At 50.5% G+C, this 24,630-nt stretch carries 15 protein-coding genes and 1 pseudogene; 3 read left to right on the top strand and 13 right to left on the bottom strand.

The features are described from left to right. Positions 1-11: 11 nt before the first annotated feature. Together NG833_RS18625 and NG833_RS31000 are read right to left on the bottom strand one after the other, a co-directional pair. Positions 12-3,239: a response regulator gene (locus NG833_RS18625; RefSeq protein ID WP_375293929.1), complete on the bottom strand. Its 3,228-nt coding sequence runs from the start codon at positions 3,237-3,239 to the stop codon at positions 12-14. Positions 3,240-4,493: 1,254 nt separating this feature from the next. Further along, positions 4,494-4,724, bottom strand: a pseudogene (locus tag NG833_RS31000) (Hpt domain-containing protein); the annotation flags it as partial. 32 nt (positions 4,725-4,756) lie between these two features. On the opposite strand from NG833_RS31000, the gene NG833_RS18620 reads away from it, so the two are divergent. Then, positions 4,757-4,915, top strand: a complete 159-nt coding sequence (locus NG833_RS18620; RefSeq protein WP_254566770.1) for a hypothetical protein — start codon at positions 4,757-4,759, stop codon at positions 4,913-4,915. A 239-nt stretch (positions 4,916-5,154) separates the two neighbouring features. On the opposite strand, the gene NG833_RS18615 is transcribed toward NG833_RS18620, so the two are convergent. The 6 genes from NG833_RS18615 to NG833_RS18590 form a co-directional block, all read right to left on the bottom strand. Beyond that, the gene (locus NG833_RS18615; protein WP_254566769.1) at positions 5,155-8,367 is read right to left on the bottom strand and encodes a methyl-accepting chemotaxis protein; all 3,213 of its coding nucleotides are present in this window, start codon (positions 8,365-8,367) and stop codon (positions 5,155-5,157) included. 66 nt (positions 8,368-8,433) lie between these two features. Further along, positions 8,434-8,985, bottom strand: coding sequence for a hypothetical protein (locus tag NG833_RS18610; protein WP_254566768.1), 552 nt, complete (start codon positions 8,983-8,985; stop codon positions 8,434-8,436). A 636-nt stretch (positions 8,986-9,621) separates the two neighbouring features. Continuing rightward, on the bottom strand, positions 9,622-10,176 hold the full coding sequence (locus NG833_RS18605) for a chemotaxis protein CheW (protein WP_254566767.1): 555 nt from the start codon (positions 10,174-10,176) through the stop codon (positions 9,622-9,624). A gap of 13 nt (positions 10,177-10,189) precedes the next feature. Then, the gene (locus NG833_RS18600; RefSeq protein WP_254566766.1) at positions 10,190-10,555 is read right to left on the bottom strand and encodes a response regulator transcription factor; all 366 of its coding nucleotides are present in this window, start codon (positions 10,553-10,555) and stop codon (positions 10,190-10,192) included. Positions 10,556-11,245: 690 nt separating this feature from the next. Next, entirely contained in the window at positions 11,246-11,383 is a 138-nt protein-coding gene (locus NG833_RS18595) for a hypothetical protein (protein ID WP_254566765.1), read from the bottom strand. 12 nt (positions 11,384-11,395) lie between these two features. After that, complete coding sequence (locus tag NG833_RS18590) at positions 11,396-12,673, bottom strand: response regulator (protein WP_254566764.1); 1,278 nt, start codon at positions 12,671-12,673, stop codon at positions 11,396-11,398. Positions 12,674-13,640: 967 nt separating this feature from the next. On the opposite strand from NG833_RS18590, the gene NG833_RS18585 reads away from it, so the two are divergent. Beyond that, complete coding sequence (locus NG833_RS18585; RefSeq protein WP_254566763.1) at positions 13,641-13,799, top strand: hypothetical protein; 159 nt, start codon at positions 13,641-13,643, stop codon at positions 13,797-13,799. 1,235 nt (positions 13,800-15,034) lie between these two features. Continuing rightward, the gene (gene hmpF / locus NG833_RS18580; protein ID WP_254566762.1) at positions 15,035-16,783 is read left to right on the top strand and encodes a pilus motility taxis protein HmpF; all 1,749 of its coding nucleotides are present in this window, start codon (positions 15,035-15,037) and stop codon (positions 16,781-16,783) included. Positions 16,784-16,819: 36 nt separating this feature from the next. Here hmpF and tilS read toward each other — a convergent pair whose 3' ends face one another. From tilS to ccsB, 5 genes are all read right to left on the bottom strand, one after another. After that, positions 16,820-17,872, bottom strand: coding sequence for a tRNA lysidine(34) synthetase TilS (gene tilS, locus NG833_RS18575; protein ID WP_254566761.1), 1,053 nt, complete (start codon positions 17,870-17,872; stop codon positions 16,820-16,822). 45 nt (positions 17,873-17,917) lie between these two features. Then, complete coding sequence (locus NG833_RS18570; protein ID WP_254566760.1) at positions 17,918-21,193, bottom strand: S8 family serine peptidase; 3,276 nt, start codon at positions 21,191-21,193, stop codon at positions 17,918-17,920. A gap of 862 nt (positions 21,194-22,055) precedes the next feature. Continuing rightward, positions 22,056-22,358: a KGK domain-containing protein gene (locus NG833_RS18565; RefSeq protein ID WP_254566759.1), complete on the bottom strand. Its 303-nt coding sequence runs from the start codon at positions 22,356-22,358 to the stop codon at positions 22,056-22,058. A 215-nt stretch (positions 22,359-22,573) separates the two neighbouring features. Further along, positions 22,574-22,864: a KGK domain-containing protein gene (locus NG833_RS18560; protein ID WP_254566758.1), complete on the bottom strand. Its 291-nt coding sequence runs from the start codon at positions 22,862-22,864 to the stop codon at positions 22,574-22,576. Between the two features lie 139 nt (positions 22,865-23,003). Further along, on the bottom strand, positions 23,004-24,077 hold the full coding sequence (gene ccsB / locus NG833_RS18555; RefSeq protein WP_254566757.1) for a c-type cytochrome biogenesis protein CcsB: 1,074 nt from the start codon (positions 24,075-24,077) through the stop codon (positions 23,004-23,006). Positions 24,078-24,630 lie beyond the last annotated feature (553 nt).

The following is a 24,630-nucleotide window of genomic DNA, read 5'->3' as shown; positions in this document are numbered from 1 at the left end:
AAAAACTAAGGTTAAACCCCAGCCTCCGCCTTCAGGGAGACCAGCTTTTCACCTTTAAGCATTCGTCCGGCAGCTTCCAGTAACGATTCCTCCAAATAGGGTTTTGTGAAATAGCCACTCGCTCCCATTTGAATCGCCATTTGCCGATGTTTGTCCGCACCGCGAGACGTGAGCATCGCGATCGGCAGAGTCGTGAGTTGCGGATCCTTCTGCATTCGCGAGAGCAGTTCCAACCCATCCATCCGAGGCATTTCAATATCGCAGAAGACCAAATCGCAGGGGAGACCCGATCGCATTTTTTCCCAAGCTTCTTGACCATCCCGCGCCTGTTCCACCCGGTATCCCGCCTTATTAAAGGTCATAGACAACAGTTCACGCACCGTAATCGAATCATCCACAATCAGGACCGTCGGGTCGATCAACGGCTGTTCTATCTCAGCCTCAGGCTGCATCTGTGTACTGGAGTTATCGATCCACACACCGTTGCTGCTTTCTCGCCGCAGACGTCCAGCCGCCAAATCGATTAATTCTAAAACATCCGCGATCGCCACAATGCGGCCATCCCCCATCACCGTTGCACCAGCGACTCCCACGGGCTTCGGAACAGGTCCTTCGAGCTGTTTAATCACGATTTCCTGTTCCCCTAACACCTGATCCACCTGAAGCGCCAGGAAGTTACCCGCAGAACGCAGGACCACCACCGAAATGATATCCTCTTCCGGGTTGGCCCCATACACGACCCCGCGTCCGAGATGGCGATTATAAACCAACAGTTCACGCAGGTGACGGAACGGCAACATCGTATCTCGCCAGGGAATAAATGTCTGACCATCTTCCTTGGTTTTAATCCGATCGCGCGGGACATCAATCATGTCTTCCACCCCATCCATCGGGAACGCAATCCGGGCGCGATCGCTAATACAGCACAGGGCCTTAGAAATACTCAACGTCAGAGGCAACCGAATCGTAAAAGTCGTCCCCTTACCCAGGGACGAATCAATCGTCACCACCCCACGAATGGCGCTCAAGCTGGTCCGCACCACATCCATCCCGACCCCACGACCGGACAAATCATCGGCCTGATCCTTGGTACTAAATCCGGGCATAAACAGTAAATCATAGACATCTAAACGGGTCATCATCTTCGCCACTTCCGGCGAAATCAAACCCCGTTGTAATGCCTTAGCCTTCACCTTTTCTGAATCAATCCCCGCACCATCATCAGAGACCGAAATCACCGTTTGGTTCCCTTGGTGGAACGCCCGGACGACAATCCGACCGACGACGGGTTTACCCTTTTTCCGGCGCTCTTCGGGGGTTTCTACCCCATGAGCCAGAGCGTTGTTAACCAAATGGGTCATGGGATCCGAGAGTTGCTCCAGAATCATCTTATCGATCAGAGTTTCGCGACCCTCAACCTGAAGTTCCACCTGTTTGCCAAACTTAATCGCATTGTCCCGGACCCCACGAGGTAGACGATCGGCAGTTTGAGCAAAAGGCACCATGCGCGATCGCGTCAGTCCCTCTTGTAACTGAGTCGTCACCTGGCGCAGTTGCCTGGTCACCTGTTCAGTTTCATCCACCAAAAATTCAATATCCGAAGCCGATTCCCGGACCCGAACAATCAGTTCCAAAATATCTTGGGACAGACTATGGAACGGCGTGAACCGATCCATTTCCAAAGCGCTCCAATCGGAATCGTTATTGGACTGGTCCTGATGGCTATTACTGCTCCCTACCATAAAGTGGTAGTTTTGTCGCGAAGCCAGCAGGGAAATCTCCAGGAGCGATCGCTCGTACAAATCCTGCATCCGCTGTCCGACATCCGTCAGTTGGGAAACCTGATGCAGCAAATTATCCAAAAACTGCCGCATCCGTTCCTGATTCTGCTCAATGCTATTGCGATTAACAACCAGTTCCCCCACCAGGTTACTCAGGTTGTCTAATTGTCGCACCGGGACCCGCATCGTCTGCTCAAAACCCCCACGCCTTGGGGCCATTCTCCCCCCGGTATCGTGGGATCCGCTACCTGGAGTTTCAATCAACTTGGTCAGCGTGTCCCAATCGTCGGGAGCCTTGGGAGCTGGATCCGATCCGGGCTTGCCCGATGATGGTTTTGCAGAATCTGCATTCCCCGGCAATGCAGCCGGAGCCGTAGAAGGGCTGGTTATTCCTGCCTGCGGGCTACTGACCGGGTTTAATAGGAGTTCTAACTCCTCAAAACTGGCTTTGAGCGGCCCCATTGCTAACAAATAGTCTAATTCGGTAAAAACATCTGCCCCCTGGGTCAGTTTGGGTTCCGCAGGCAAGTCAAGGCGCTCTCGGATGGGGGCGGATATGGCAACGGGCTTGGCTTCGCCTCGCTCAGCGATCGCGGAGGCAGACTGATTCTCCCCAAACAATGCCTCAAAGTCTAAATTCGCCTCTGGAGACGCAGAAAATCCAGACCCAGACACAGTTGCCTTGGAGGGCCCTTGGGGGGGCGGGGCGGTCTGGTTGACATCAAGAGTGGGCGATCGCTCCGTCGGTTCCTCAAACAAGGACTCTAAGTTTTGATAAAAGTCGCTAGTGTCTTCGTTGTCTTGCGAACTCTCCGGGTCCAGGTCCCAATTCCAATCCTCACCGTCGAGGTTGCTGCTGTCATCCTCTGCTGCGAGTTCCTCCCCAAACAGTTCAGAATCTAAAGACGACTCCTCCATGAGGTCAAGATCGGCGATCGCCGGGGGCGGTTCGTCATCAAACAGGCCATCCAAGGCTTCTAATACATCGGACTGTGGCTCTGAATCACTGTCCTCAAAATCCAACCAAAACTCGTCGGACTGCCCAGAGGGAGGGGCCGGTTTTCCTGGCGCTACCGGCTCTCTCGGGGCTTGACTGGACGGGGAGGGGGCGGTATCGAGTTCAAATAAATCCGTCAAGTCGTCTTCTATGCCTACAGTGGACGAGGGTTCGGAGTCAAACCAATCCACGGATTCCTCAGATGCCGTCAGATTTGAAGAGTCACCCCCGTCCTCGGTTGTCTCTCCAAATAAGTTATCAAAATCGTCCTCATCGATGGGGATTTCTGTTGCCAATTCCGGTTCAAACAGGTCTCCCTCTGTTTCCGGACCACTTTCCAATCCACTGATCTCTAGCAAATCCCTAAATTCTGAATCGTCAGCTATCTCTAGGGAGAACTCCGCCTCCGCTGCGGGTGAGGGGATTTCACTGACCGCATCTAGGGGCTCATCATCCCACATTTGTTCCCAATCATCCGGTTCTTTGAGTTCTTCTGTGGCGACTTCCTCAAACAAATCTCCCAAGTCATCGAGTTTTTGATTGGATGACTTGAGCGGTTCTACCGGGGAGGGACTCCGGGGGGGTTCGCTGATGCTGCTATCCTCTATCTCCACAAATCCCTCAAGTCCGAACAAGTTGCCTAAATCCTCTTCGTCATTCTCCGGACTACTCGTTTCCGTTCGATTGCCCGAAGGGGGTTCAAATAATAAATCATCAAAATCATGGGTAGCACAGAGCAGTTCTCCCGGGTCCGGGGGTAGAGTCTCCCGACTCCCTTCCCCGGTATTCGCTTCTTCTGCGACTTCTTCTCCTTCCCAGTTTTCATCAAAGTAGGAACTCTCCCCTTCAAATAAGTCGGCTAGGGTGTTGAGTTCCGCTGCTCCTACTTCCGGGCCACTATGATAAGTGGGTTTGGCAGCCCGTTTATCTTCACCCCAGGTTGGGTTGTTTTCTGAATCATGATTCTTTTTCCTTGTAGAGTCGCGCCCTTGTGAAGTTAGTTGATTTTGATCGGAGTTTGACAAGTTATTAGACATAGGATTAAATTTTGAGTCTGTATGAGTGGTTTCCGCTATGATTGGGCTAGGTAATGAATTCGTCAGTTGTTGGGACTCAGGCAGTAGCAGTCCTGCGAGTTCTGGACTGACTGTAATGGCTTCTGCATGGCCACAGAGAACCTGTTCTCTAGCCTTTTGGATTTCTTTGATGAGAATAGGGGCAAGAACTCGATAGCTATGTTTTGGATTAGCGATCGCCTTGGCTACCTGCTCAATTAAATGACACCACAATTTTAAATCGAATTGCTCTCCGGCTCGTATCCATTGGCGGCAGATTTCTTGCATCCGTTCTTGGCGATCGGGATTTTCTCCATGCTTCAACAGATGCATCATTTCTTGCAACAGCCGAGAAATGTCACTTTTAAAAATAAGTTGTTTGGCGCTGTCTTCTTCTCCCCTGAAGTGCTTGGGCGGACTCTGGATGCGGGTGAGTTCGCCCCCGATGTAGGTTTTCTTCTGGGTGCGGGTCACGAAGGCTGTGGGACTCTCTTGCTCCTGGACCAACTGGGCTAAATGCTGATGAAGTTGAGCGATCGCCGGTTGGACTTCGGCACAAATCGCCGCTCCTTTGGCTTCATCAACTGGACCGGGTACGCGGATTAAGGCTACGGTGTCCTGAAGCCCCCGAAACACTCTCACAAATAGGGACGAGAGCTGGGGGTCAACTTCGATTTGCACATCCTGAAGCACTTTAAATTCGTCTTCTAGTTTGTGCGCGATTTGTTGAATGGCAGGGAGTTCCAGCATTCCTGCCCCCCCTTTAACCGAGTGGGCCGCCCGAAAGAGTTCGGCGAGTACGGACGGATCTTGTACCGCACTCGACAGATTTTGCAACCCTTGTTCTATTGTATTGAGGTGTTCTGTGGTCTCCTCAATAAAATAGCCCATGATTCGCGCTCGTTGTTCCGGCTGCATAGCGGGTGTCCCATTCCTATTCCTATTTGTTAAACAAGGGTGCGATCGGCTTATTTAACGGAGTTTTATCCCCTGTTTGGGTCCGGATGTTGCTCATTGGAAAAGCCGGATGCCAGCTTAGAGGGGGTGTCGTCCTCCGGCGATCGCCGTCTTCTCGGGGTTAAGGTCCCTCTCAAGGGATCGGTCCTGGATGGGTTTGACGGCTTGTCACCTGGGATCAATGTACCCATTCTTACCGATTCGGTTATCAAAAGGCATCCCTGTCGCCGGGAGAAACCCAAAGGGCCGTTGTCTCTAAACAACTGTAGAGACGCCCTAGAGCATCTCTACAATGAACAACTACCGCCCCCACCTAGGCCAAGATTGAAAACCCTTGCCGGTGCTTAAAGGCAGCTTGTAGAGCCTAGCGACGCTCTCCAGTTTCTACTCGGAACCGTTCCACGGAGGTCAACAGGTCTCGCGCCACACCCACGAGGTTTTGCAGAGAACCCGAGACCCGCTGGGCTTCTTGGGAGGTTTCCTGGGCCGTGAGTTCCACCGCTTGCATCACCTGGGCGACCGATCGCGAGGTTTGGGATTGTTCCACCGTATCTGCGGTAATCGATCGCACCAACACATCGATGCGATTGGTCACCTGAATGATATTTTCCAAGGCCCGTTTGGCTTGTTCGGCCCGCTTCGTCCCCTCAATTACCTGTTGGGTGCCTTCCTCCATTGCCACCATCACCCCGCCGGTCTCGCTCTGAATTTGCATCACGATTTGCTCGATTTCTTTGAGGGCTTTAGCGGAGCGATCGGCCAACTGACGGACCTCATCCGCCACAATGGCAAACCCTCGACCCGCTTCCCCGGCACGAGCCGCCTCAATACTGGCGTTGAGCGCCAAGAGGTTGGTTCGTCCGGCGATCGTCGCAATCAAGGCCACAATTTTGGAAATTTCTTGAGTCGATTCCGCCAGCCGCTTGACTTTTCGCGTAGTTTCTGCTACAGTCTCGCGGACTTCCAGAATCCCGGCCACCGTCTGTTCCACCGCCTCTCCACCTTTTTTAGCCGTTGCCGAAGCCGATTTGGCCACTTCTTCAGCCTCCCGAGCATTATCAGCCACCCGTTGAATCAAATCCGTCATCACCTGGACCGAATTGAGGGTAGCCGCCAGTTCTTCGGCTTGTCGCAGGGCATCCGTAGATAAACTGCGAGCAAACGATTCACTATCCGTGGCTCCCTTGGTCACTTGTCGCGCCGCCAGTTTCACTTGCAGAACGATTTCCCGCAGGTTTTGAATCGTCAGATTAAAGGAGTCAGCAACAGCCCCGAGGACATCAGCGGTCACTTCCGCCTGCACTGTCAGGTCTCCTCTAGCCGCCCCTTCCACATCATCCAGCAGGCGAATCACTTGTCTTTGCAAGTCTTCCTTGGACTGTTCTTGTTCTTCGGCTTTTCGTTGGGCTTCCGAGGTCGTGGTGTAGATGATTCGCCCCATTTGATTGAATTTAGCAGCAAGCTGGCCAAATTCGTCTTCGGTATAAACCGTTGCTCGGGCGGACAGATTGCCCTGCGACATCGTATCGAATTGCGCTTGTAAATCGTCCATAGAACGGCGAATCAACTTGGCGCTGGCACGGCCCACCCCAAAACAAGTAAGAATGCTGGCCCCTCCAGCAGCTAAGGCCATCATCGGGTCCTTCAGTTGTTGGGGCCAACTGCGTTGACTGGAAAATGCAAAAGAAACCGATGCCGCTGCGATCGCTGAGACCCCTCCAGAAATTAACGCAATCCACAGGAATTTTTTCACCAGGGACGCATTTTCTAAAAAGCCCAAGAACCCCGGTTCTGTATTCGTAACAGCTTCTACCGGCGCGTTTTCCGGTTGAGTAAACACCGGGACTTGTTCCGCACTTCCGGCGATCCGAAAAATTTCATCATCCCGAATGATTGACCCATCCGTATCTTCCCCCATATCGTAGCTATCATCGATGTCTCGGAAGGAGGCTTTTCTGCCCATACTGCCCATTCCGAACCCACCCGTACTCGAACCTGTCGTATCCTCCGACAGATCGAAATCGGGAATATTATCCGGAAGATTGCCGAAATCATCAAAATCATCAAACCCACCCAAAAAGTCAACGTTCTCTTCTTGGAGGGGGGACGAGGTGGCGAGTCCATTCGGAAAATCCTCGCCGTTGTCCTCGGAATCAAAGGAATTCTCCCCACTAAAGGCGTCGTCAAAATCCTCTAAGTCGTAACTATCTACCCGGTTGAATCCATTGGTGGGTTCGGAGACGAAGGTCTTACTATCGTAGTCATCGTCATCTTCTATTTCCGGTTGAGCCAGTCCTTTGGGCTCGGAGAGAGGCGGCCCCGAGGTTTTGGGAATTGAGTTGAGCACTTGAGTCTGTTCGAGTTGTTTGCGTCCCATTAACAGGGTTTCCTCCTCCTCCGAAGGAGAGTTAAAGTCGAAGTCTTCGTCCAGATCATAGGGAAGCCCTGGATCCCCCGTACCGTTGCCATTCTGATGGTGGGATTCATCGGGCTCATCCTCGCTGAAATCATTCCCTAAATCATCGGGGGCATCAAACAGGTCAAAATCTGAATCGATCGCCGACCCATTGTTCTGGTAATAACTGGTTGCGTCGTCATCCTCTAGCGGGTCTGAATTGGACTCGAAGTCCATATCATCATCCGGCGCAAACGCATCTTCAAACTCCTGAAACGGCGTTGCCAAATCCATCAGGTCCAAATCGTCATGGCCCCCATCAAAGGGGGACGGATTCGAGACCCCGATCGCCGTCTCCTCCCCGACTAAATCAGGCATTTCATCCTCTCTAGGCAAAAAGTCGGGTAACTCCGATGCCAGGGGATCGCTCCATTGGTTATTTTGAACCTCGGACAGGATTTCTTCGTCATCAATGGCAAAGGGGTCTTCATCCTCTATCCCCTCATACTCCTCTTCGCTGGTAAAGGGATTGAGCAGTCCGTCCTCTTCCGGGGCAGAATCCGCCCCTAAATCTCCGGACTCCAACGCTTCAAACTCCTCAAATTCCATTGATTCGAGTTCGAGATTGGGGTCCACCGGATCCAGTTCCATACTCAAGTCCGATGAATCCGACCCAATCTGATTGATGGCTAAGGCTTCATTGTAAGCCCGGTCATGCAAACCCAGGGCTGAGTCTTCTTCTTCCCAGAATTCTTCTGCATCACTCTGGGCTGGGGCTGGGGCTTCAAACAAGGCCGTATCTTGTTCCGATTGAATCGGATCGAAATCCGTCTGGAAATCCTCCATTGCGGATTCAAATTCGTTGTCCGGATCATACCCAGAATCGGAAGACTGCATCCCTTCTGTAGCGTACTGATTGGCGTATTCCATGCCCTGGGACGCTCCCTCAACGAAAGCCGGATCATCCGTCAGATTCAGCACCCCTTCATACTGACCGAGTGCCACATCATACATTTGCAATCCATAACAATAGATGTGACCGGCTAAGAGTCGAGCACTGGGATCCTCAGGAAAATTCGCCACCAATTGATTGACGATTCCCGCTGCTTCTTCATAATTTTTCTCGGTATAGGCCGTTAAAGCTTGTTCGTACTCCTGCTGATAGTCCGGACTTGATACCATTTGCCCCCTCCTGGCGGTGCCTACCTGGTGCGCTCTTACAATTTTTCTAGTGAAATCTTATCAAGGTTAACTAAAACTATAGTTAGATCCATTGGATTTCTGGACTGCCTTGATGGGATTCTGGGAGACTGATATTACAAAAAAAAATGGATTTAAAGCCCCGTCCTTATTTAGACGGCTTTTAATAGGTGTGCTATAACTGAGTGTAGTGTATCGACGTAACGATAGCCTTTCTGCGTCAATCGTGGCATCGGATACTGGCTGGAACACCAACCGGGAAATCACTCTGAACTGAGCGCCTAGGGTCCGGTCCTCACCCCACAGTTTTTTTGGGCCGAGGGGTTCAACCCTCAGTTGAACTCCGGTTTCAAACCCGATCGCCTCACCCAGGGAATGCCAAGGATTCAAGTTTTGGGGTGGGAGGTGGGACTGCATGATTTCTACACCGAGTCCCCTGGTCAGACTGTTGAAAATCTTTGTGACTTGAATCTGTGGTAGCAGTCTCTCAAACTCCTGCATCTTCGGTGTTCCACAATCGCGAAAGGGTCTAACGATCGAGCCTTGTCCGGGGGTAAAGTCTGGGTTAGAAACCGGGGTTTTTGAGAAAATCTGGAGCAACTTGCTTAGGGCTAGAAACCAGGTTTTTGGTTCCTGGGATTGAATACTGTACCGGCTTTCGAGGCCAGAAAGTGCTGGAAATGGAGAGCCTCTAGGGATTTGCTGCTTGCCTTGGGGCTTCCAAACGGCAAGGGGTCTAAGTCTATCTCTGATGGGTCTGGATCGGCATTCCCTCAAGGGCTGGAGTATGGGGGCCAGGTATTCGGTGTAACGAGGATTGCCGTTCGACTGGAACACCCCAGTCAAAATTGCTCCAAGGGTGGGGAATTGTTCAAAACGTTGCTGAGTACCAGAACTCATATAAGGTTTGATCTGTGGTTTTGTACGGGACAGAGATGGAAATCATGCAGCGATCGAGAGACTCAAGTGAAGAGTCCTTACCCTGCGGCCTACTGGAACGGTTTGTACCGATTTGGAGAACTCGACCCTCTCCATCTCAAGGTGAAATCTTTGGAACTCAGCCGAGTCACCGAAGGCGAAACACTCAGCCGTGATGCGGGGAATCGGTGCAGATCCAGGGCAAAGGAGGTTAACTTTTGGTCAGGTTGATTGACTCCCGTTGGGTTTTAATCAACTTGAGCGGCCTTTAACTCCCCTGGGTAGTGGGTCCGATGCGGCACCCCGGGTCGGGGTTATTTATGCGGCCCATCGTGCCGATCGCACGATCGCCACTTGATCCAGCAGGCGCAAAATTTTCTCCTCTTCTTCTTTTTCTTTCTCTTCTTCTTTGGGTGGGATGACCCACTCCCCCCGTAAAAAAGGAGCCATACTGTCTGGAACATTCGTGGGCAGCCGGACTTGCTCTACATCAAGCCAGTCCATTCCGACGATTTGATCAACCGCTAACCCTAGTATAGTGTCTTGGTCTTCGACTGCGATCACGGGAATTTCCGGGCGATCGGTATTTAAGGTGGTGGGTTCTCCGAGAAATTGACCGAGATCCGCGACCCAAATTACCCGCCCTCGAATATTCAGGGTTCCCAACAGTAAAGATGAGACGTTGGGAATCAGGGTAATGCGATCGGGGGATTGGGAAATCACTTCGCGAATCCCCGTTGCACTTAAAGCAAATTCATTACCAGAAGGCACGAAAAAACGAAGATGTAACTCCCCTTCCGGGCTTTCTAATTCTTGAAATTCCGGTGCTTGTTCTAAACCAATCCCCGTTAAAAAGTCCGGATTACCTACCATGATTGCAAGTTCCCTATCTTCTGAGTAGCTGTTTGACCGTTCCCACCAGTTCAGTGGGTTGGAACGGTTTGGCAATGTAAGCATCCGCGCCTTGCTTCATGCCCCAATACCGATCGAATTCTTCACCTTTCGATGAACACATGACCACTGGAACGTTTTGGGTTTTAGGATCGGCCTTGAGACGACGACAAACTTCGTAGCCATTCATCCGAGGCATCACAATATCGAGTACCACGAGATCCGGGCAGGTCTCCTGAATGCGTTCCAGGGCTTCTAAGCCATCACTTGCTACGGTAACATTCAATCCACTCTCTTTCAGTAGGGTTGAGATCATCTCCCGTTGCGTGACGCTATCTTCTACAACCAGAACTGTACTCATAACTTCCCTTCGGTGAAAAGCTCTCTCAATAGATTAATGGGACCGCCGCTTTGGCGGCGTGCTTGTCTTAGCCCCCCTGCCTCCTGGTTCTGCAACCGGAGACATTTGAGGGATGGGTTTAACAGTGCAAGCGTCTTCAACACAGTGGGTGACAGGTAGTTTTCCTTTGAAAATTTAGAAATAAATCCTATTATATTGGCCCCAAAGCACTCCGGAAAATTAAGGCTTTCACCCCCCATCCTCGGGTCCGGTCAATTTGGGTCGCCCAGGGTTGGGGGTATTCAAAGACCCGATGAGCCTCCGATGCGATCGCCGGTTGGCTTCAAGGGGCCTGAGTGGGGGTCCAACGAGCCTCGGGGAACGAACGAGCAGCCTCTGGTTCTGGACCCTTTCTTTGAAAAGAGCGGTCGTTGGCCCGGTTTGGTGCTAATGATAGTTTACCTCTTCACGCTCCCGGATCTAAACCGACTGGGATTCTAGTTTCCAAAAGTTGCTGATTTTCTATGGCGCGTTTTGCAGCATTTTGACCTAGAGAGAGGGAGTCAGATGCTCGCACTCCAAGGTTCTCCGGTTTGGATTCAGGGTCAAGTTCCGGCCAGGGTCGCTCTAGTCCGGGGGTAAAGTTTTAGCGACCCGGGACAAGAAACCAGGTTTTTGGCCCACATTGAGTGCTCTATGCCAAAGATTTTGTCAAAAAACCCGGGTTTTAACATCAGCGGTCCCTCCGGACTCCAGTTGGACTCGCCCGCAGGGGCGATCGCCCAGGGTGTGACTGGCTCTTGACCCGGGCGGCGATCGCCCCTGCGGGCTGAGTGTTCCGATGAGCATCCCTCCTAGAGACTAGAGTTCGGCTTCAATCACCTCAGCTAATACCCGGTCCGGTTCAGGAACATCGGGGTTACCGGGACCAATATATTTTTCGACAATGGTTAAGAGTTCACTTGAACCGAAGGGTTTGGTGAGATAGTCTGTGGCTCCTACCATCCTAGCTTTGACGCGATCGATAAAGCCATCTTTGCCCGTGAGCATCACAATCGGGGTCTGGCGAAAGGCGCTGCTATGACGAAGCATGGCACAGATTTCATACCCATCTAGTTCGGGCATGGTAATATCGCACAGGATCAGGTCAGGTTTGAGTTGGAAGACTAAACTCAGGGCTTTGAGGGGATTCATTAAGGCGCTTACTTCATACCCATATTGGGCGAGGATGGCTTCCACGGTTTTCCCCACGGTCATGTCATCTTCGATACAGACCACCCGGGGAATTTTAAATCCCTGATCGACATCGCATTCTTCCAATCCGTTGTCATTCAAGGATGAGTTGGGATAAAAGAGTTGGACCAATCCCAACTGAACGAAGGGATAGATGGCACGGGCGACGGTTAAGATATCCCGATTCAGGTATCGAGACATTTGGCGGAGGTTGGTGGTCCCATCTGCCCAGCGATTGAGGTTATTAAAGGTATTTTCTGGAAGGGCTTCGCGCATCTGGGCGGCATCGGAGATCACCGGGCATTGATTGGGGGATTGGATATGGGGATGAAACTGTTTCCACTCCTGGACTTGCTTGATAATTTTGGTCACGAGGGGCGCAATCTCCAGGGTGGTCAGTTGCGGGGCGAGTGCTGGACCCATTTCAAAAATAAAGGAGCCTTGGTGGAGGCTGAGAAGATCGAAGAGGGTTTCACGAACCATGCCCTGAATGATGCTACGTCCTTGCGCTGGGGTGAGGATGTGGTTTTCGAGTAAGGCCCATAAATAGCCATATTCTAGGGCATTGGTTGCAGAAATGGAGAGGTTGGTGATGCTATCTAAGGCGGATTCTGCGTTATAGCGCCGCAGGAAGTCCCGCAATCGGGATAAGCTGGTATCCGTATTGGCCGCATAAATAATTTGTCCATTGGAGAAGAACACAAACCAGGATTGGTCACAGGAGCGCGATCGCTTATCTCGGTAAGGATAGCGATACACCAAGGAGTCACGCACGTTATCACGTCCGCCACAGGTATTGCCGGAGTTAATCCCGTAGGCTTCTACAAACAGTTCTCCGGTTCGCTGTCCCAGTTCAATGAGTTGTAGAATGCTCCGAATATCGATTTCATTCAAATTTCCCTGCATGCCACTAAAATTTTCTCCTTAAAACCGTTTGAACCCGATCGTGCTGTAAGGCCCGCAGGGGTGGGGAATACACTGTTCACCTAAAAGTACGGGATGCCTGGAATCCCTGTTGATTTAGAGCAGGGAACTTGGGCGGCACTATTTCATTGATTCCGAGTCAAGCAGGCAGCTACAATCGAAAGAGCCGCGAGAATAATGGTCTGCCTAGGGAATCCCTGAAATCCAGTGATACTCCTGCGTTAACCCAGAAGGCTGTATTGCTGTAGCCCCGTTGATCCAGCACGTTTTAAAATGGTTGAGCGGACCTAACACAGCATCAGTGACAGACCATGACAAGCAGATTTCCATATCATCATATAAGCAAAATTGCAAGACCTCTCATCGGGGTAGTTGTTTGGAGCCGGTTGTGGCATCTTGACCCTGCCTTGAGCGTGGATCTTGAAAGAAGATCAGCCTCTATTTGAGGTGCAGGGTAAGAGCAGCCCGATTAAAATTGCCACAACTATCTTTATTACTGTACCGTCTTATTCCCCGGTAGTGGAACGGTGAACACCGATTGTTATGATGCGCGAATAAGCGGGATGATCTCCTCGCCTGAGCTATTCCCACCCCAGAAATCTGGGGGGTTACAACTCCCGGGTTAGCGGGTGTTGCAACAATTGGCTTTAAACGGTCCTGGGCCTGATACAATAAAACAAAATTTTCTTTCTCTCCCGGTTCTTGGGCCGATTGGAGATTCCGGGGTCTACTACTCAACCTAGTCTGACATGCATGCGATCGCTTCCCTGATAGGGTATGATACGCCTTTATAGGTTCTGACCCGTAGCTGCCATCTGTGTGTTCCAATTTTTTAGACTTTTTTCGTTGCCAGCGGTGGGGGCAGGGTAAGCCAGAAGGTCCATTCGGGCTTCTGGGGCCGTCACTCTCCCAGGCGCTGCTTGAATCCTAAAAGCGCAGACTACAGCAGATGGCTCGGCAACTGACCCAGCTAGGGTGCTTCACCGGAGCGAGCTACAGTGTTCGTTCTGATTATAGGTCAACCTCTCCCCACTTGATTGAGGCGATCGCCTCAATTAAGCTCGGCGATCGCTGGCCTAACTTCTCCCCGGTCTGGTTTACTATTTAGGGATCGGCGCAGCGATCGCCCCTCGGGGATCGCTTGAAGTCCAGTCATCCTAACCAACCCAGATCATTCTAACCATTCACCGGAGGTCAAAAAACTGAACTTTCCGTCAAACTTAAGTCATCGTTGGGGTTGATTAACAGGTTAGCTTATGCTTATGCTAACAAATGCTAAGATACGCTACCATTTAAGTAGGCCATAATACGACTGCACTCAACTGCACTCAACGCAGTTAAGGATTGGGGAATCTCCCCCAATAGGCTTATGAGATGTCAGCAACCCTCCCAATGGGAAGGATACTGGTGTTCACCAAGACCGGCTAAAATGCTGAAAAAAGCCAATCACACCATTACCGGGTAAACACTTAGTGAATACCCCCTAGTTTAGAGGATAGGCTGGTTCAGCAGTTGCCACACTCGTCTCCCAAATCAGACATCTAGGTAACCCGGTTTGAAAAGAGCATATCCAGGTTTCGGAGAGTTTCAACGGAATTAGCTCCCCGAAAAAATCCATCCCCCTTCTCACCATAACCCCCGGGGTTTCAGACAGGTTTTTAACAGATGAAGGCCACATCAACCGCACCAAAAATGCCCAAAAGCCCAGAATTTATTCCGTTGAATCCTATTCACGGGATGCAATTAATCCGGTCATTGTCTGCTAACTTTGATGGTGTTCTCTCCCCCCAAAAACTAAGTGGGTCAGACCCCGAGAAGTTAGACCAAACTGATATCCCTAGGCTGACATTAGTTCAATTATTATTAGTCCAGATAGGAACGGATATAGGCATCACCCCAATTATTTTAAATACCCCGATCCAAAGGGTTAAATCAGTCCCCCCTCACATTAAAAAATCTACAGTTAAGAAGACTGCCGATCTAGCACTAACATCGAGCCAAACAGGGTCAAAAAAGGAGGCACAGATTCATCAACATGAGTATAGCAGTCGAATGGATAAAGTCACAACCGGATTGTTACCCAAGTTGGCTCTTAAACCCCAAAGAATGTATCCTGATGGGTTAGGAGTATTTACCCGAAACAACGGGTTACCCAAACAGAGTTTCATAACGGGTACCCCTTGCTTTTTGTTAAGCAAGAAAGACCCGATTGTTTCGGAAATTGATACGGTTGGGTTGAGGCCAGCCTTCACCTGATTCATGGGTTAACTTAGGTTAGCAAAAACGTATCAAAGTATTGGTTGAGATCAGAATTCGGCATAGAAACGGAAGAGGAAGATCGGCGTGCTTTATCTAGCAGAAGTACAAAAACAGAAAAGCGGCTTTGGCCTGGGTAGCGGTAAAGCTGAACTCAAACTACTCGCCTGTCAGCGAGGTGAGCAAAGTTGGACGGCAGTACCCGGATCCGAGACGATCCCAGCGGATGATGCCAATAATTTGAATGCGGGGACTCTGGTACTCGTCGATCTGAGTCCTAATAAACAAATTAAAGGCAATATTGAAGAGGCGGCTAATCGTCTCGTCAGTATTTTGCAGGGATTCTCCCGAGGCCAAGAGAAAATTAAAACCAAGGAAGAAGAAATTGAGCAGTGGATGCAGTCGCTGACTTACCAAAGTCAGGAACTCCAGCGCCGGGAAATGGAACTTCAAGTTCGAGAAGAAGAAATTGCTCAACTGGAGTCCCAACGCCAGGAAATTCAAGGCTCCTCGGAAGAAGCACAACGCATTCGCGATGAACTGCAAGCCAAGCAGCAGGAACTCGATGCGGCTCTGGAAAAACTCCAGTCTGAAAAACAGACCATGGAGGCGCAACTGGCTGACTCCCAACAGTCCGTTAAGTTGGATGAGGGACTCGCCACTCACATTCAGGAATTGCTCGATTATTTGACCCAAACGACCCCACCAACGGCTTCCCTTGGAGAACAGATTGCAGCGGTCCTCGAACAGATTTCCTCACAGCAGGCTGTTCTTGACGAACACTGGCAACGGCTGGAACAACATCGCTCCCAAGCGCAGGGAGAAGAACAGGAAACGGAAGCCAAACAACAAGAATTAGGGCGCTTGCGTCAAGAGTGGGAAGACAATCAGGAAGATTTAGCTGAGGCTCACTACCAGTTGAAACTCCTGGAAAAAACCCTGTCGATTCAGCAAACCCATGCCAATACTCTGGATGCTCAGGTGAAGAACCAAGTGCTCGTAAGAGAACAATTGGTTCAACTTTCGGAGATGTTTGAGCAGGTGGCTGTGGTTCAAAAGGTGGATATAGAAGCCCTGGAACGGATGCCAATTGAAGAATTGCAAGGGGTGGCACAAAATCTCCAGCAAGATTTGGATAAAATTTTTCAATTTGTGAATGGTCAAGAAGAGGAGTTGAAGTTACAGCGGGAGACGATTCAAGAGCTGGAGCGACAGTTGGCAAATGCTAATGACTCCGATCGCTGGAATATTCAGCGCAATCTAACCGATGAGCAGGAAGCTTATCAAATGTTAGACCAAACCTTGGTGGGTCAGCGCCGAAATCTCCGGGAACGTCAAGAAACCTTGACTCAACACCAAGCGGTTTTGGCTCGTCGTCAAGGTCATGGTGATCCGACACCGATTAAGCCAGCACAACCTCTGGATCCGGTGTTGGCCCAAATTGACCAACAGAAACAAACCTTGGATGAGCAGTTGGCTCAGATTAAACAGGAGATCGATCGCACTCGACAGTCTCTGGAGGAGGTTCAAGCTCAGGTGAGCGATCGCGCCAATCAAATGGACGGAAAACGGCAGGCGATCGAGCAGTTGGAGGCACAGTTGGCTCAACAACGCTCTAGCGCGGCCCTCTTGCGCGGTCGGGTTACCAATTATGAGGAGATGTTGCAGCCGATGCAAGATAAGCTGAATGAACTCAAGGCCAAATTGGAAGAGGTCAGCACCTTGTTGACTCAGGTCCAGGAAACCGAGGGTCATCAACAGCAGGCAGTGGCTCAGATGCGAGAACTCCTCATGGGGTTAATGAGTTCCCAGTCGGCTGAATTGGCGGCATCGTAAGCATCTCCAGGGAAGGGGGTGCTCGCAGCAGTCCCTTCAACTCCTCTGGGGGGTGAGGATGATCCAATCTCCCTCTACCCGGGCGATCGCCCCCCCGGGAAACGGGTCAGTTTGCGTTTGATTCGGGGCCTGAATTAAGGCGGTCATTTTTTCCACTTGCTCGTAATTCGGTGCTTTTGGTAACTGTTGTTGCAACAGTTGCCGCAGGGCACGGCGCTGGAGGGCCAGGGGTGCAGCCCCCACAATGCGCCGATTGATTTTCTGAGTAATCTCGGCAAATTCACCCTTGACAATTAGCTCACTTTGTGATATTGCTTGCTCTAATAGTTCCCGCGCTTGGGTTTCTAAATACTCCACATCAGCGCGTAAGAGTTCCGCCGTTTGTGCGAGATGTTGCTCTACACTGGAGTTAAACTGTTTTGTGAGATAAGGAAGCAACTCTTGACGGATGCGGTTGCGGGAATAAGTGATATCAAAATTAGTAGCGTCTTCCCAAATTGCAATCTCACGTTGGTGACAAAAAGTGCCGGTTTCTTGACGGCTAACTTCGAGGAGGGGACGCACCAGGCGCAGGGTGGGAGTGAGATAGCGGTCCCAAGAAAGGGCTTGTAATCCATCGGCCCCGGTGCCCCGCATTAAGTTAAACAGCAGGGTTTCCGCCCGATCGCTCTGGGTGTGACCCGTGACGAGGATGGGATAACCTTCGGCTTGGGCAGTCGCACTTAAGGCATGATAGCGCCATTCTCGCGCAGCAGCTTCCGTGTGCGGGACTTCAGTGCCAGCAGTTTGGAGGAAAAAGGGTAACTGCCACTGGTTTGTGAGAGTTTCCACATATTGGGCATTGGGAGTGGAATCACTACGCCATTGATGATCGCAATGGGCGATCGCCAGATGCCAATTCCATTTCGGCTGCAAATCTAACAGCAATTGGGCTAAACAGAGGGAGTCTTGTCCACCGGAGACCGCCATTAAAATGCGATCGCCCGGTGACAATAACCCGCGCTGTCGCAAAGTCCGATGGAGTTTGACATGGAGAGCAGTCCATTGAGTCATCAGGGATTTTAGAGAGTAGAGTTTTGGCCTATGCATTCACTTTAAAATCTAAAATCCCCGATGGAAACAAATTTTGAGCGCTTAGACGAAATTAAAATAATTCCCCTGCAAGCTCAGATCCGAGACGCCCTGGACCACCGCAATCAGTTCATCAGTTTCAGTTCCGGGTTTATCCAGATAAATATCCGTCCGAGGCAGATTTGACCCTTCATCAACATAGGAGAAGAGTAGATAATTCGCCGCCGAACCTTTGAGATGAATTCGGTCCTGGGCCGCATTAAAATCGGTGAGAATGGCATAACCCCCATTGCTATCCCCATCATAGTAAACGCGGGTACTATCTCCGAGGACAAACAAATCAGACCCTTCTCCTCCGGTGAGGAAATCAATTTCCCCTTGTCCCGGGGTGGCGCTGCGAGTATCCACCCCAACGAGGGTATCATCTCCTTTATCTCCATAGAGGAAATCGTTGCCACTGCCGCCAATCAGGATATCATTCCCTTGACCGCCATGCAGGGTATCGGTACCCGCGCCAGCATCGAGGGAGTCATCCCCCTGGTTGCCATTGAGGAAATCATTGTCATTGCCACCGAAAATTAGGTCATTTCCTAAGTCGCCAAATAAGACATCATTGCCTTCATTGCCTAAAATGGCGTCGTTCCCTTGGCCTGCGTGGATCAAATCATCACCGGCACCGCCATCGAGGAAGTCATCGCTTTGGTTGCCATGAAGGAGATCATTGCCTTCATCACCATAGAGGTTGTCGTTGCCTTCTCTGCCGTAGAGAACATCGTTGCCACCCAAACCGGCGATCGCCTCTGCCGCATCAGTCCCGAAGATCACATCATCCTCGTTACTGCCGGTGAGGGTTGTGGTCACTGTATTTGGAGTCGGTTCCCCTAGGATAATCGGGGGAATGTTCAGGGGACTGCCGGAACTGTTGTCGGGACTGCCGGAACTGCTGTCGGGACTGCCGGAACTGCTGTCGGGAAGACTCTGAGGGAGTATAGGATCCTCGGATACCACGACTGGGTTGGCAGGGGGAGGTGGCGCAAATAGAGTGAGAATATCATCCCCCGAAAAATCCGGCCAGTTCTCGATTAACCCTGTACCTGGGGCATTGCCTATCTCATCGGCAAAGAAATTGAGAATGGCTAGATCATCGTCGAGATTGACGATGCCATCTTGGTTGAGGTCGAGTACCAGAGTTGTGCCTTCCCGTCCGAATCCCAAGGTCCCGGCAGTCAGGGTCGTTAGGGACAAAGGAATAACGGTAGAGAAAGTATCTTCCCCGTCGCTATCCTCAATCCGAGTGCCTGCTGCGGTTTCAAGAGCGATGAGATAAACATCATTTCCGGCATCCCCTTGCAAGATGTTAGCACCTGGGCCACCGACGAGGGTATCATCGCCCGCCCCACCGACGAGAGAATCATTACCAAGGTCACCGACGAGGGAATCATTGCCCGCCCCACCGACGAGGGTATCATTGCCACGACCCCCCATAAGCTGGTTATCGGCATCATTGCCGGTAATGTTGTCATTGCCATCACCGGCGATCGCAGTTTCAATCACCGTACCTTCGGCGATGGTGAGGGGTTTGCTTGCCAGGGTACTGGCCGAACCCGGGGTCAGATCGAGAACAATATCTGAGCGAATGGCAGCGGCATTGAAGGTATCTATGCCTTCGGAGTCCGTGAGGGTTTGCCTGGAGACATCATTTAATTGACCGAACTCGTTGGTGTAAATGTAGACATCATCGGTGGTAATTTCATCGCCAAACAGACGGAGATTCCAGCTATTGAGAGTTCCGGTCTCTTCAGCAAGGGTATCTTTCACCGTGAGTTTCCAATCGCCTGTGCCGATTTCCCCCCAATTGAAGGTACTGGAAAAGGTGAATTTAATCCCTTGCTGGTAAGACTCTCCTAGGGCGATTAAATCCTCATCGTCAGTAAACCCCCGGGGATTTTGGCGGAATGAGCTAAAACTTTCATATTTTTTGTCTCCCTCGTCATCACTGCCCACCAGGATTTGGCCTGTGTTTTGAAGCTGGATGCCATCAAACAGTAAGCTTTCAGTGCCGTCAGGAGAGGTGAGGGTGATGCTCAGATGTTCGATCGCCGTATGGGAAATATCCAGATCGATTTCTGCATAATCGATAGTTAAGTCAGAAGAAATGGTGATGGTATCGGTAATTTCGCCCTGATCCACAATCTGCACAGGGATGGAAGAACTGCCATTCACCTGACGTTCGTTCGCTTTCGTACTCTCCAACATCCAGGATTCAGCCAGACGCACGGCAGCATGAGTATCCACCAACCCAAAACCGTAGTTATGATTAACGTGCAGTCCGCCTCCGTTCCAGTTCCGCGCCCCGTTAAAGCTCCAATCTGCCTCCGTTCGGTCATTTTGTCTTGCAGAATAGGCGAGGATTTCCTGAACATCTCGATAGCCTAACTTGGGGTTAGCTTCCAGCATCAGCGCAACGACCCCAGACACCATCGGCGTTGCCGAGGAGGTGCCGTTAAAGGTGCCGGTATAGTTAAAGTTATCGACTTCACCTTCAACCCCGGGGGCGTTATACCCTGAGTCTCCCATGCGATCGGTTGTAACAATCGTGCCGGAACCCGTGTTCGGGTCTTCATCACCGAAGGCAGAAACGAGCAAGTTGGCCCCAGGAACGCTGTAAGGGGCGTAAATGCCATTGCCATTGATCGCCGCCACCGCAATTGCATAGCGGGAATTCTCGTAATTGCGATAGTTGGCATTTACGCCTTCTTCTCTCTCGTTTCCCGCAGCCCACACAAATATGGTCCCGAGACCATTGCGGCCATTGGTGATGGCGCTTTCTAGGGCTTGTTGGGCTATTCGGTCTTTTGGTAAATTAAAGTTCGTCTCAAACGGATTGACCCCACCCCAGCTATTATTGGAAATATCGAAAGCCGCTTGACGAGCGATCGGACTCACATCCGTGTCTGTGATGTCAGCGTACCGGAAGCCAGTAATTTGGGCATTGTAGGCGACCCCGGCAATGCCAGTCCCGTTATTTGCAACCCCAGCGATGATGCCTGCCACCGCTGTGCCGTGGTTGTCTCCCTCTAATCCAGGTTCCTGTGGTTTTCCCTCTGCTGGATTATAGGCAGGGGTCAAACCCGTGGGTTGACTGTTGTAGTTATCGGCGAGGTCTTCGTGGTTGTCATCAACCCCATCATCAAGGACTCCAATGGTGACTCCTTTTCCAGTGTACTCCTCCCAAACATCGACAACGTTGAGGTCTATGCCGGGAGTGCGTCCTCCTTGGCCGGTGTTGTATAAATACCACTGTTGACTGAATAGTGGATCCGTGGGTAAATTCGCCATTTTAAAACCTCTGCTCTCTCTATTGGTAAGAAGGTGATTGCACAAGTTGCCTAGTGCAGATGCGTGTGCGTTGGCTGCCAACGCTTTTCACTTGCCCTGATTTGTTTACACGCTAAAGATCACAACGACTTTTGAGAACAAGGAGGCTGTACTCGATTGCCGTCATCAATTTTTAGCCTGAATGGGACAGGCCCTTTTGGGATATACGGTTCCCTAAACCGCGATCGGCTTGCTCGTTCTTGAACAATGCCAGAGTCTGAATTTAAAGAAATGGATGCCGTTTGGGGCGCTGGCTCCGATGATCGAGCCGTCCCCGGATTTGTGATTAGGTTGCGCTTTTTTGTAGCTTATATGGACAAACTAATCTTCAAATTCTGATGAAAGTTTTCCACTAGCTTGGCGACTTGTTTTCGGATACTACCCTAACTAAATGCCTTTCTTCCTCCTTTCTAAGGACCCAATCAGCAGTCCTTTTTTTTGTTATACAGTATTTTTGTATGTCTGTCTATTTAAAAAACATAAAAATTTGTTAAGTTGTCAATAAATTGTGTTATTGCAAAAAATTTTTAAATTAAAATTGAGGGTTTACTGAAGTGGGTACTGATTTGAAACCTAGTTTTTCAAATGGCTCAGGAGTTAAGATAGGTTATAGAGATGACTCGTTTTACTTGACAAATGTCCAACAATATATATAAAATATTTTCCCCGTAGTTCATGCCTAGGTTCCAGGGCAAATAAAGCCCATAACTCTATTATAGAGTAGTCCTAAATCAGTCTGACCCTAACATTTAGGAGTAGGAGCATCTTGCTCCCTTGCTGTAATAGGGAGCAAGATGCTTCCACTCCTTACTGCTGCTTGATTCTAACTGTCCATTTTCCGAATTTCATCCAGTGGTGAATCGGGTTCGCTGGGGTCATCCGGGCAAAATTCGACATTAATTTTAATTCTAATTTTGCCAGTCTGCCATTTTTTCCCCGGTTGGAGGACTCTACACTCAAACCCATCGATAAAAGCTTCCTCCTCGCCACTCATTTGCTCTCGCAGGTAATTAAGGATTTCGAGACCCGTAAAATTCATGGCCCAATCCTCAAGTTGATTTCCGGAATTGAATTGTTGAGAAATTATATCCTCTTCTGAATTTAACATTATCCAGGTTTCATCCACTGTTTTATTCCTCCTGGTCTGACTGTACACAAAATAGTGAGGTGAAGTTGATGGAGTTTTCCATGAAATAGGGTGCGTTCAGGTTCTGTAACGCACCCTATTGGTTATCTTGCTGAGTTGAGATTGGATAAGAAAATCAAGCCACCACTTGCTATATAACCTTAGCCAATCCTGGATTTTTTTCCCAGCTAAAGTGAGGAAAAAAGAAGTGCCAATTATTCATGCTTGATGGTGGAAGGTTCGGTAAAGCCGCTGAGATGATTTTGAGCAGGGTTACTGTCTTCGGGACAAAATTCAAGACGCAGTTGAACTTTTCCTCGTCGCCAGTATTTGCCCGGACTTAACACTTCACATTCTAAGCCCTCGGTAAATAAACTTTCTTCTTCTAATTTCGTTTGCAGCAAATCCATGAGTTCACTGACTTTGAACGTGCATTGAAACATCAGATTGCTGCCACTGGTAGACAGGACGTCTTCGTTTCCGAGCGCCTCAAATCGCTGATCCATTTCTATCTCCCTTGTTCTATTAATTTGACAGTTTCCATAGCGGCGGTTATGGGGTGGATATTCAGTCTCCCTCGACCCTGGCGATCGCCCACTGAGAGCGACTCCTGATGGGACCCCATGACCGCTTTGTGCTGACGGTTTAGAAAAACCAACCGTAGGAATGCAGCCCTTTACCCAAAAGATTGACCCCAAGATAACAGATCCAGACTACGACAAACCCAGCGGCGGCTAAAATTGCTGGTTTTCGTCCTTGCCAACCTCGGGTAATGCGCGCATGAAGATAGGCGGCAAAGACTAACCAGGTAATTAATGCCCAGGTTTCTTTCGGGTCCCAACTCCAGTAGGAACCCCAGGCTTCATTTGCCCAAACTCCACCAGCAATGATGCCGATGGTGAGGAGGGGAAACCCTAATCCAATAATCCGATAACTGATGTTATCCAGGGTGTCGGCGAGACTGAGGCGTTGGGGAGAGAGGGCGGGTTGGAGGGTTGCGGTAGCGGGTTGTGCGGGGGTTTCAACTTGCACGACATCGAGTAAGGCAACGTTGCCACCGAGACCCTTGCCGTTGTTGTTACCGGAGAATTCGGTAGCAAATTCCGGGGTGGGGGTGGGACCTTCGATTGCCGGAATCGGGGTTCCTGCACGTTGGAGGCGGTAGCGATCGCTGCGATAGGACCCATTCCCAATGGAACTCCCCCGCAGTTCGATATTTTGACCCCGAGTCACCACTAAGAAGGCGATCGCCAGCAAAGAACCCACCATTAGCGTTGCATAACTGAGCATCATGACGCTGACGTGCATCATTAACCAGTTAGATTTCAACGCCGGGACGAGGGGTGCTGATTGCTGCATTTCCCCGGGTAACGTGAGGGCGGCAAAGGCGGTAATCGCCATTGCTACGGGGGAAGTGGCAACCCCAACTAACCGACTGCGGCTCATATTTTCCGCAATGAGATGAATCGTGGTAATTCCCCAGACGAGGAAAAATAGAGATTCATAGAGGTTACTTAAGGGGAAATATCCCGCTTCGATCCACCTGGCACCGAGTAAGGTGGCGATACAGAGATTGGCGATCGCCATGCCACTGGTCCCCAAGGGCCACAAAGCGGGAATTCCCGGAAATGCTGCACCTATCCAATACAACAACATAGTGATGAATAGGACGCAGAAGGATGTATTGTCTAGCCAATTCTGAAGGCTACTGAGGTCCACAAGCATTCTCCCATCGGTTTAGATTGAGACATTCTAGTTATTTCCATCCTAACCATTCTTGTGGCGGCTCAAACCTATGAATTTGGCATCAGAGTTTTCAGAGGCGATCGCACTGGGAGGAAAAAACCCGCACCCTCAAGGGTGGGGCACTTGCGGACGAAGCCCGCCTGCGCGGGCTCAGGGAACTCCCAAAAATAAAATATCCAAAAAACCCGCACCCTCAAGGGTGGGGCACTTGCGGACAAAGCCCGCCTGCGCGGGCTCAGGGAACTCCCAAAAATAAAATATCCAAAAAACCCGCAGGCTGTTCGCGAAGCGTTCCGCTAGGAAAGCCTGGGGCTATACGGACAAAGCCCGCCTGCGCGGGCTCAGGGAACTCCCAAAAATAAAATATCCAAAAAACCCGCAGGCTGTTCGCGAAGCGTTCCGCTAGGAAAGCCTGGGGCTATACGGACAAAGCCCGCCTGCGCGGGCTAAAGAATAAAGGGGGTGGAAAAACTTGCACCTTGATGGGTGGGGGTTAAAGCCTACAAGTACCGGATTGGTTAGTCTT

The sequence above is a fragment of the Oscillatoria sp. HE19RPO genome, from assembly GCF_024220515.1.
Taxonomy (GTDB): Bacteria; Cyanobacteriota; Cyanobacteriia; order Cyanobacteriales; family Laspinemataceae; genus Laspinema.
Note: the sequence above shows the minus strand (reverse complement) of the source record. Positions and strands in the feature narration are given on the sequence as shown.

Excerpts from the sequence above, each read along its gene's own strand:
- NG833_RS18605 (WP_254566767.1), bottom strand. The coding sequence starts at position 10,176 with ATGGTAGGTAATCCGGACTTTTTAACGGGGATTGGTTTAGAACAAGCA.
- NG833_RS18625 (WP_375293929.1), bottom strand. The coding sequence starts at position 3,239 with ATGTGGGATGATGAGCCCCTAGATGCGGTCAGTGAAATCCCCTCACCC.
- NG833_RS18560 (WP_254566758.1), bottom strand. The coding sequence starts at position 22,864 with ATGGATCAGCGATTTGAGGCGCTCGGAAACGAAGACGTCCTGTCTACC.
- NG833_RS18585 (WP_254566763.1), top strand. The coding sequence starts at position 13,641 with ATGGCTCGGCAACTGACCCAGCTAGGGTGCTTCACCGGAGCGAGCTAC.
- NG833_RS18595 (WP_254566765.1), bottom strand. The coding sequence starts at position 11,383 with ATGCTCATCGGAACACTCAGCCCGCAGGGGCGATCGCCGCCCGGGTCA.
- tilS (WP_254566761.1), bottom strand. The coding sequence starts at position 17,872 with ATGCATAGGCCAAAACTCTACTCTCTAAAATCCCTGATGACTCAATGG.
- NG833_RS18615 (WP_254566769.1), bottom strand. The coding sequence starts at position 8,367 with ATGGTATCAAGTCCGGACTATCAGCAGGAGTACGAACAAGCTTTAACG.
- NG833_RS18600 (WP_254566766.1), bottom strand. The coding sequence starts at position 10,555 with ATGAGTACAGTTCTGGTTGTAGAAGATAGCGTCACGCAACGGGAGATG.
- NG833_RS18590 (WP_254566764.1), bottom strand. The coding sequence starts at position 12,673 with ATGCAGGGAAATTTGAATGAAATCGATATTCGGAGCATTCTACAACTC.
- NG833_RS18570 (WP_254566760.1), bottom strand. The coding sequence starts at position 21,193 with ATGGCGAATTTACCCACGGATCCACTATTCAGTCAACAGTGGTATTTA.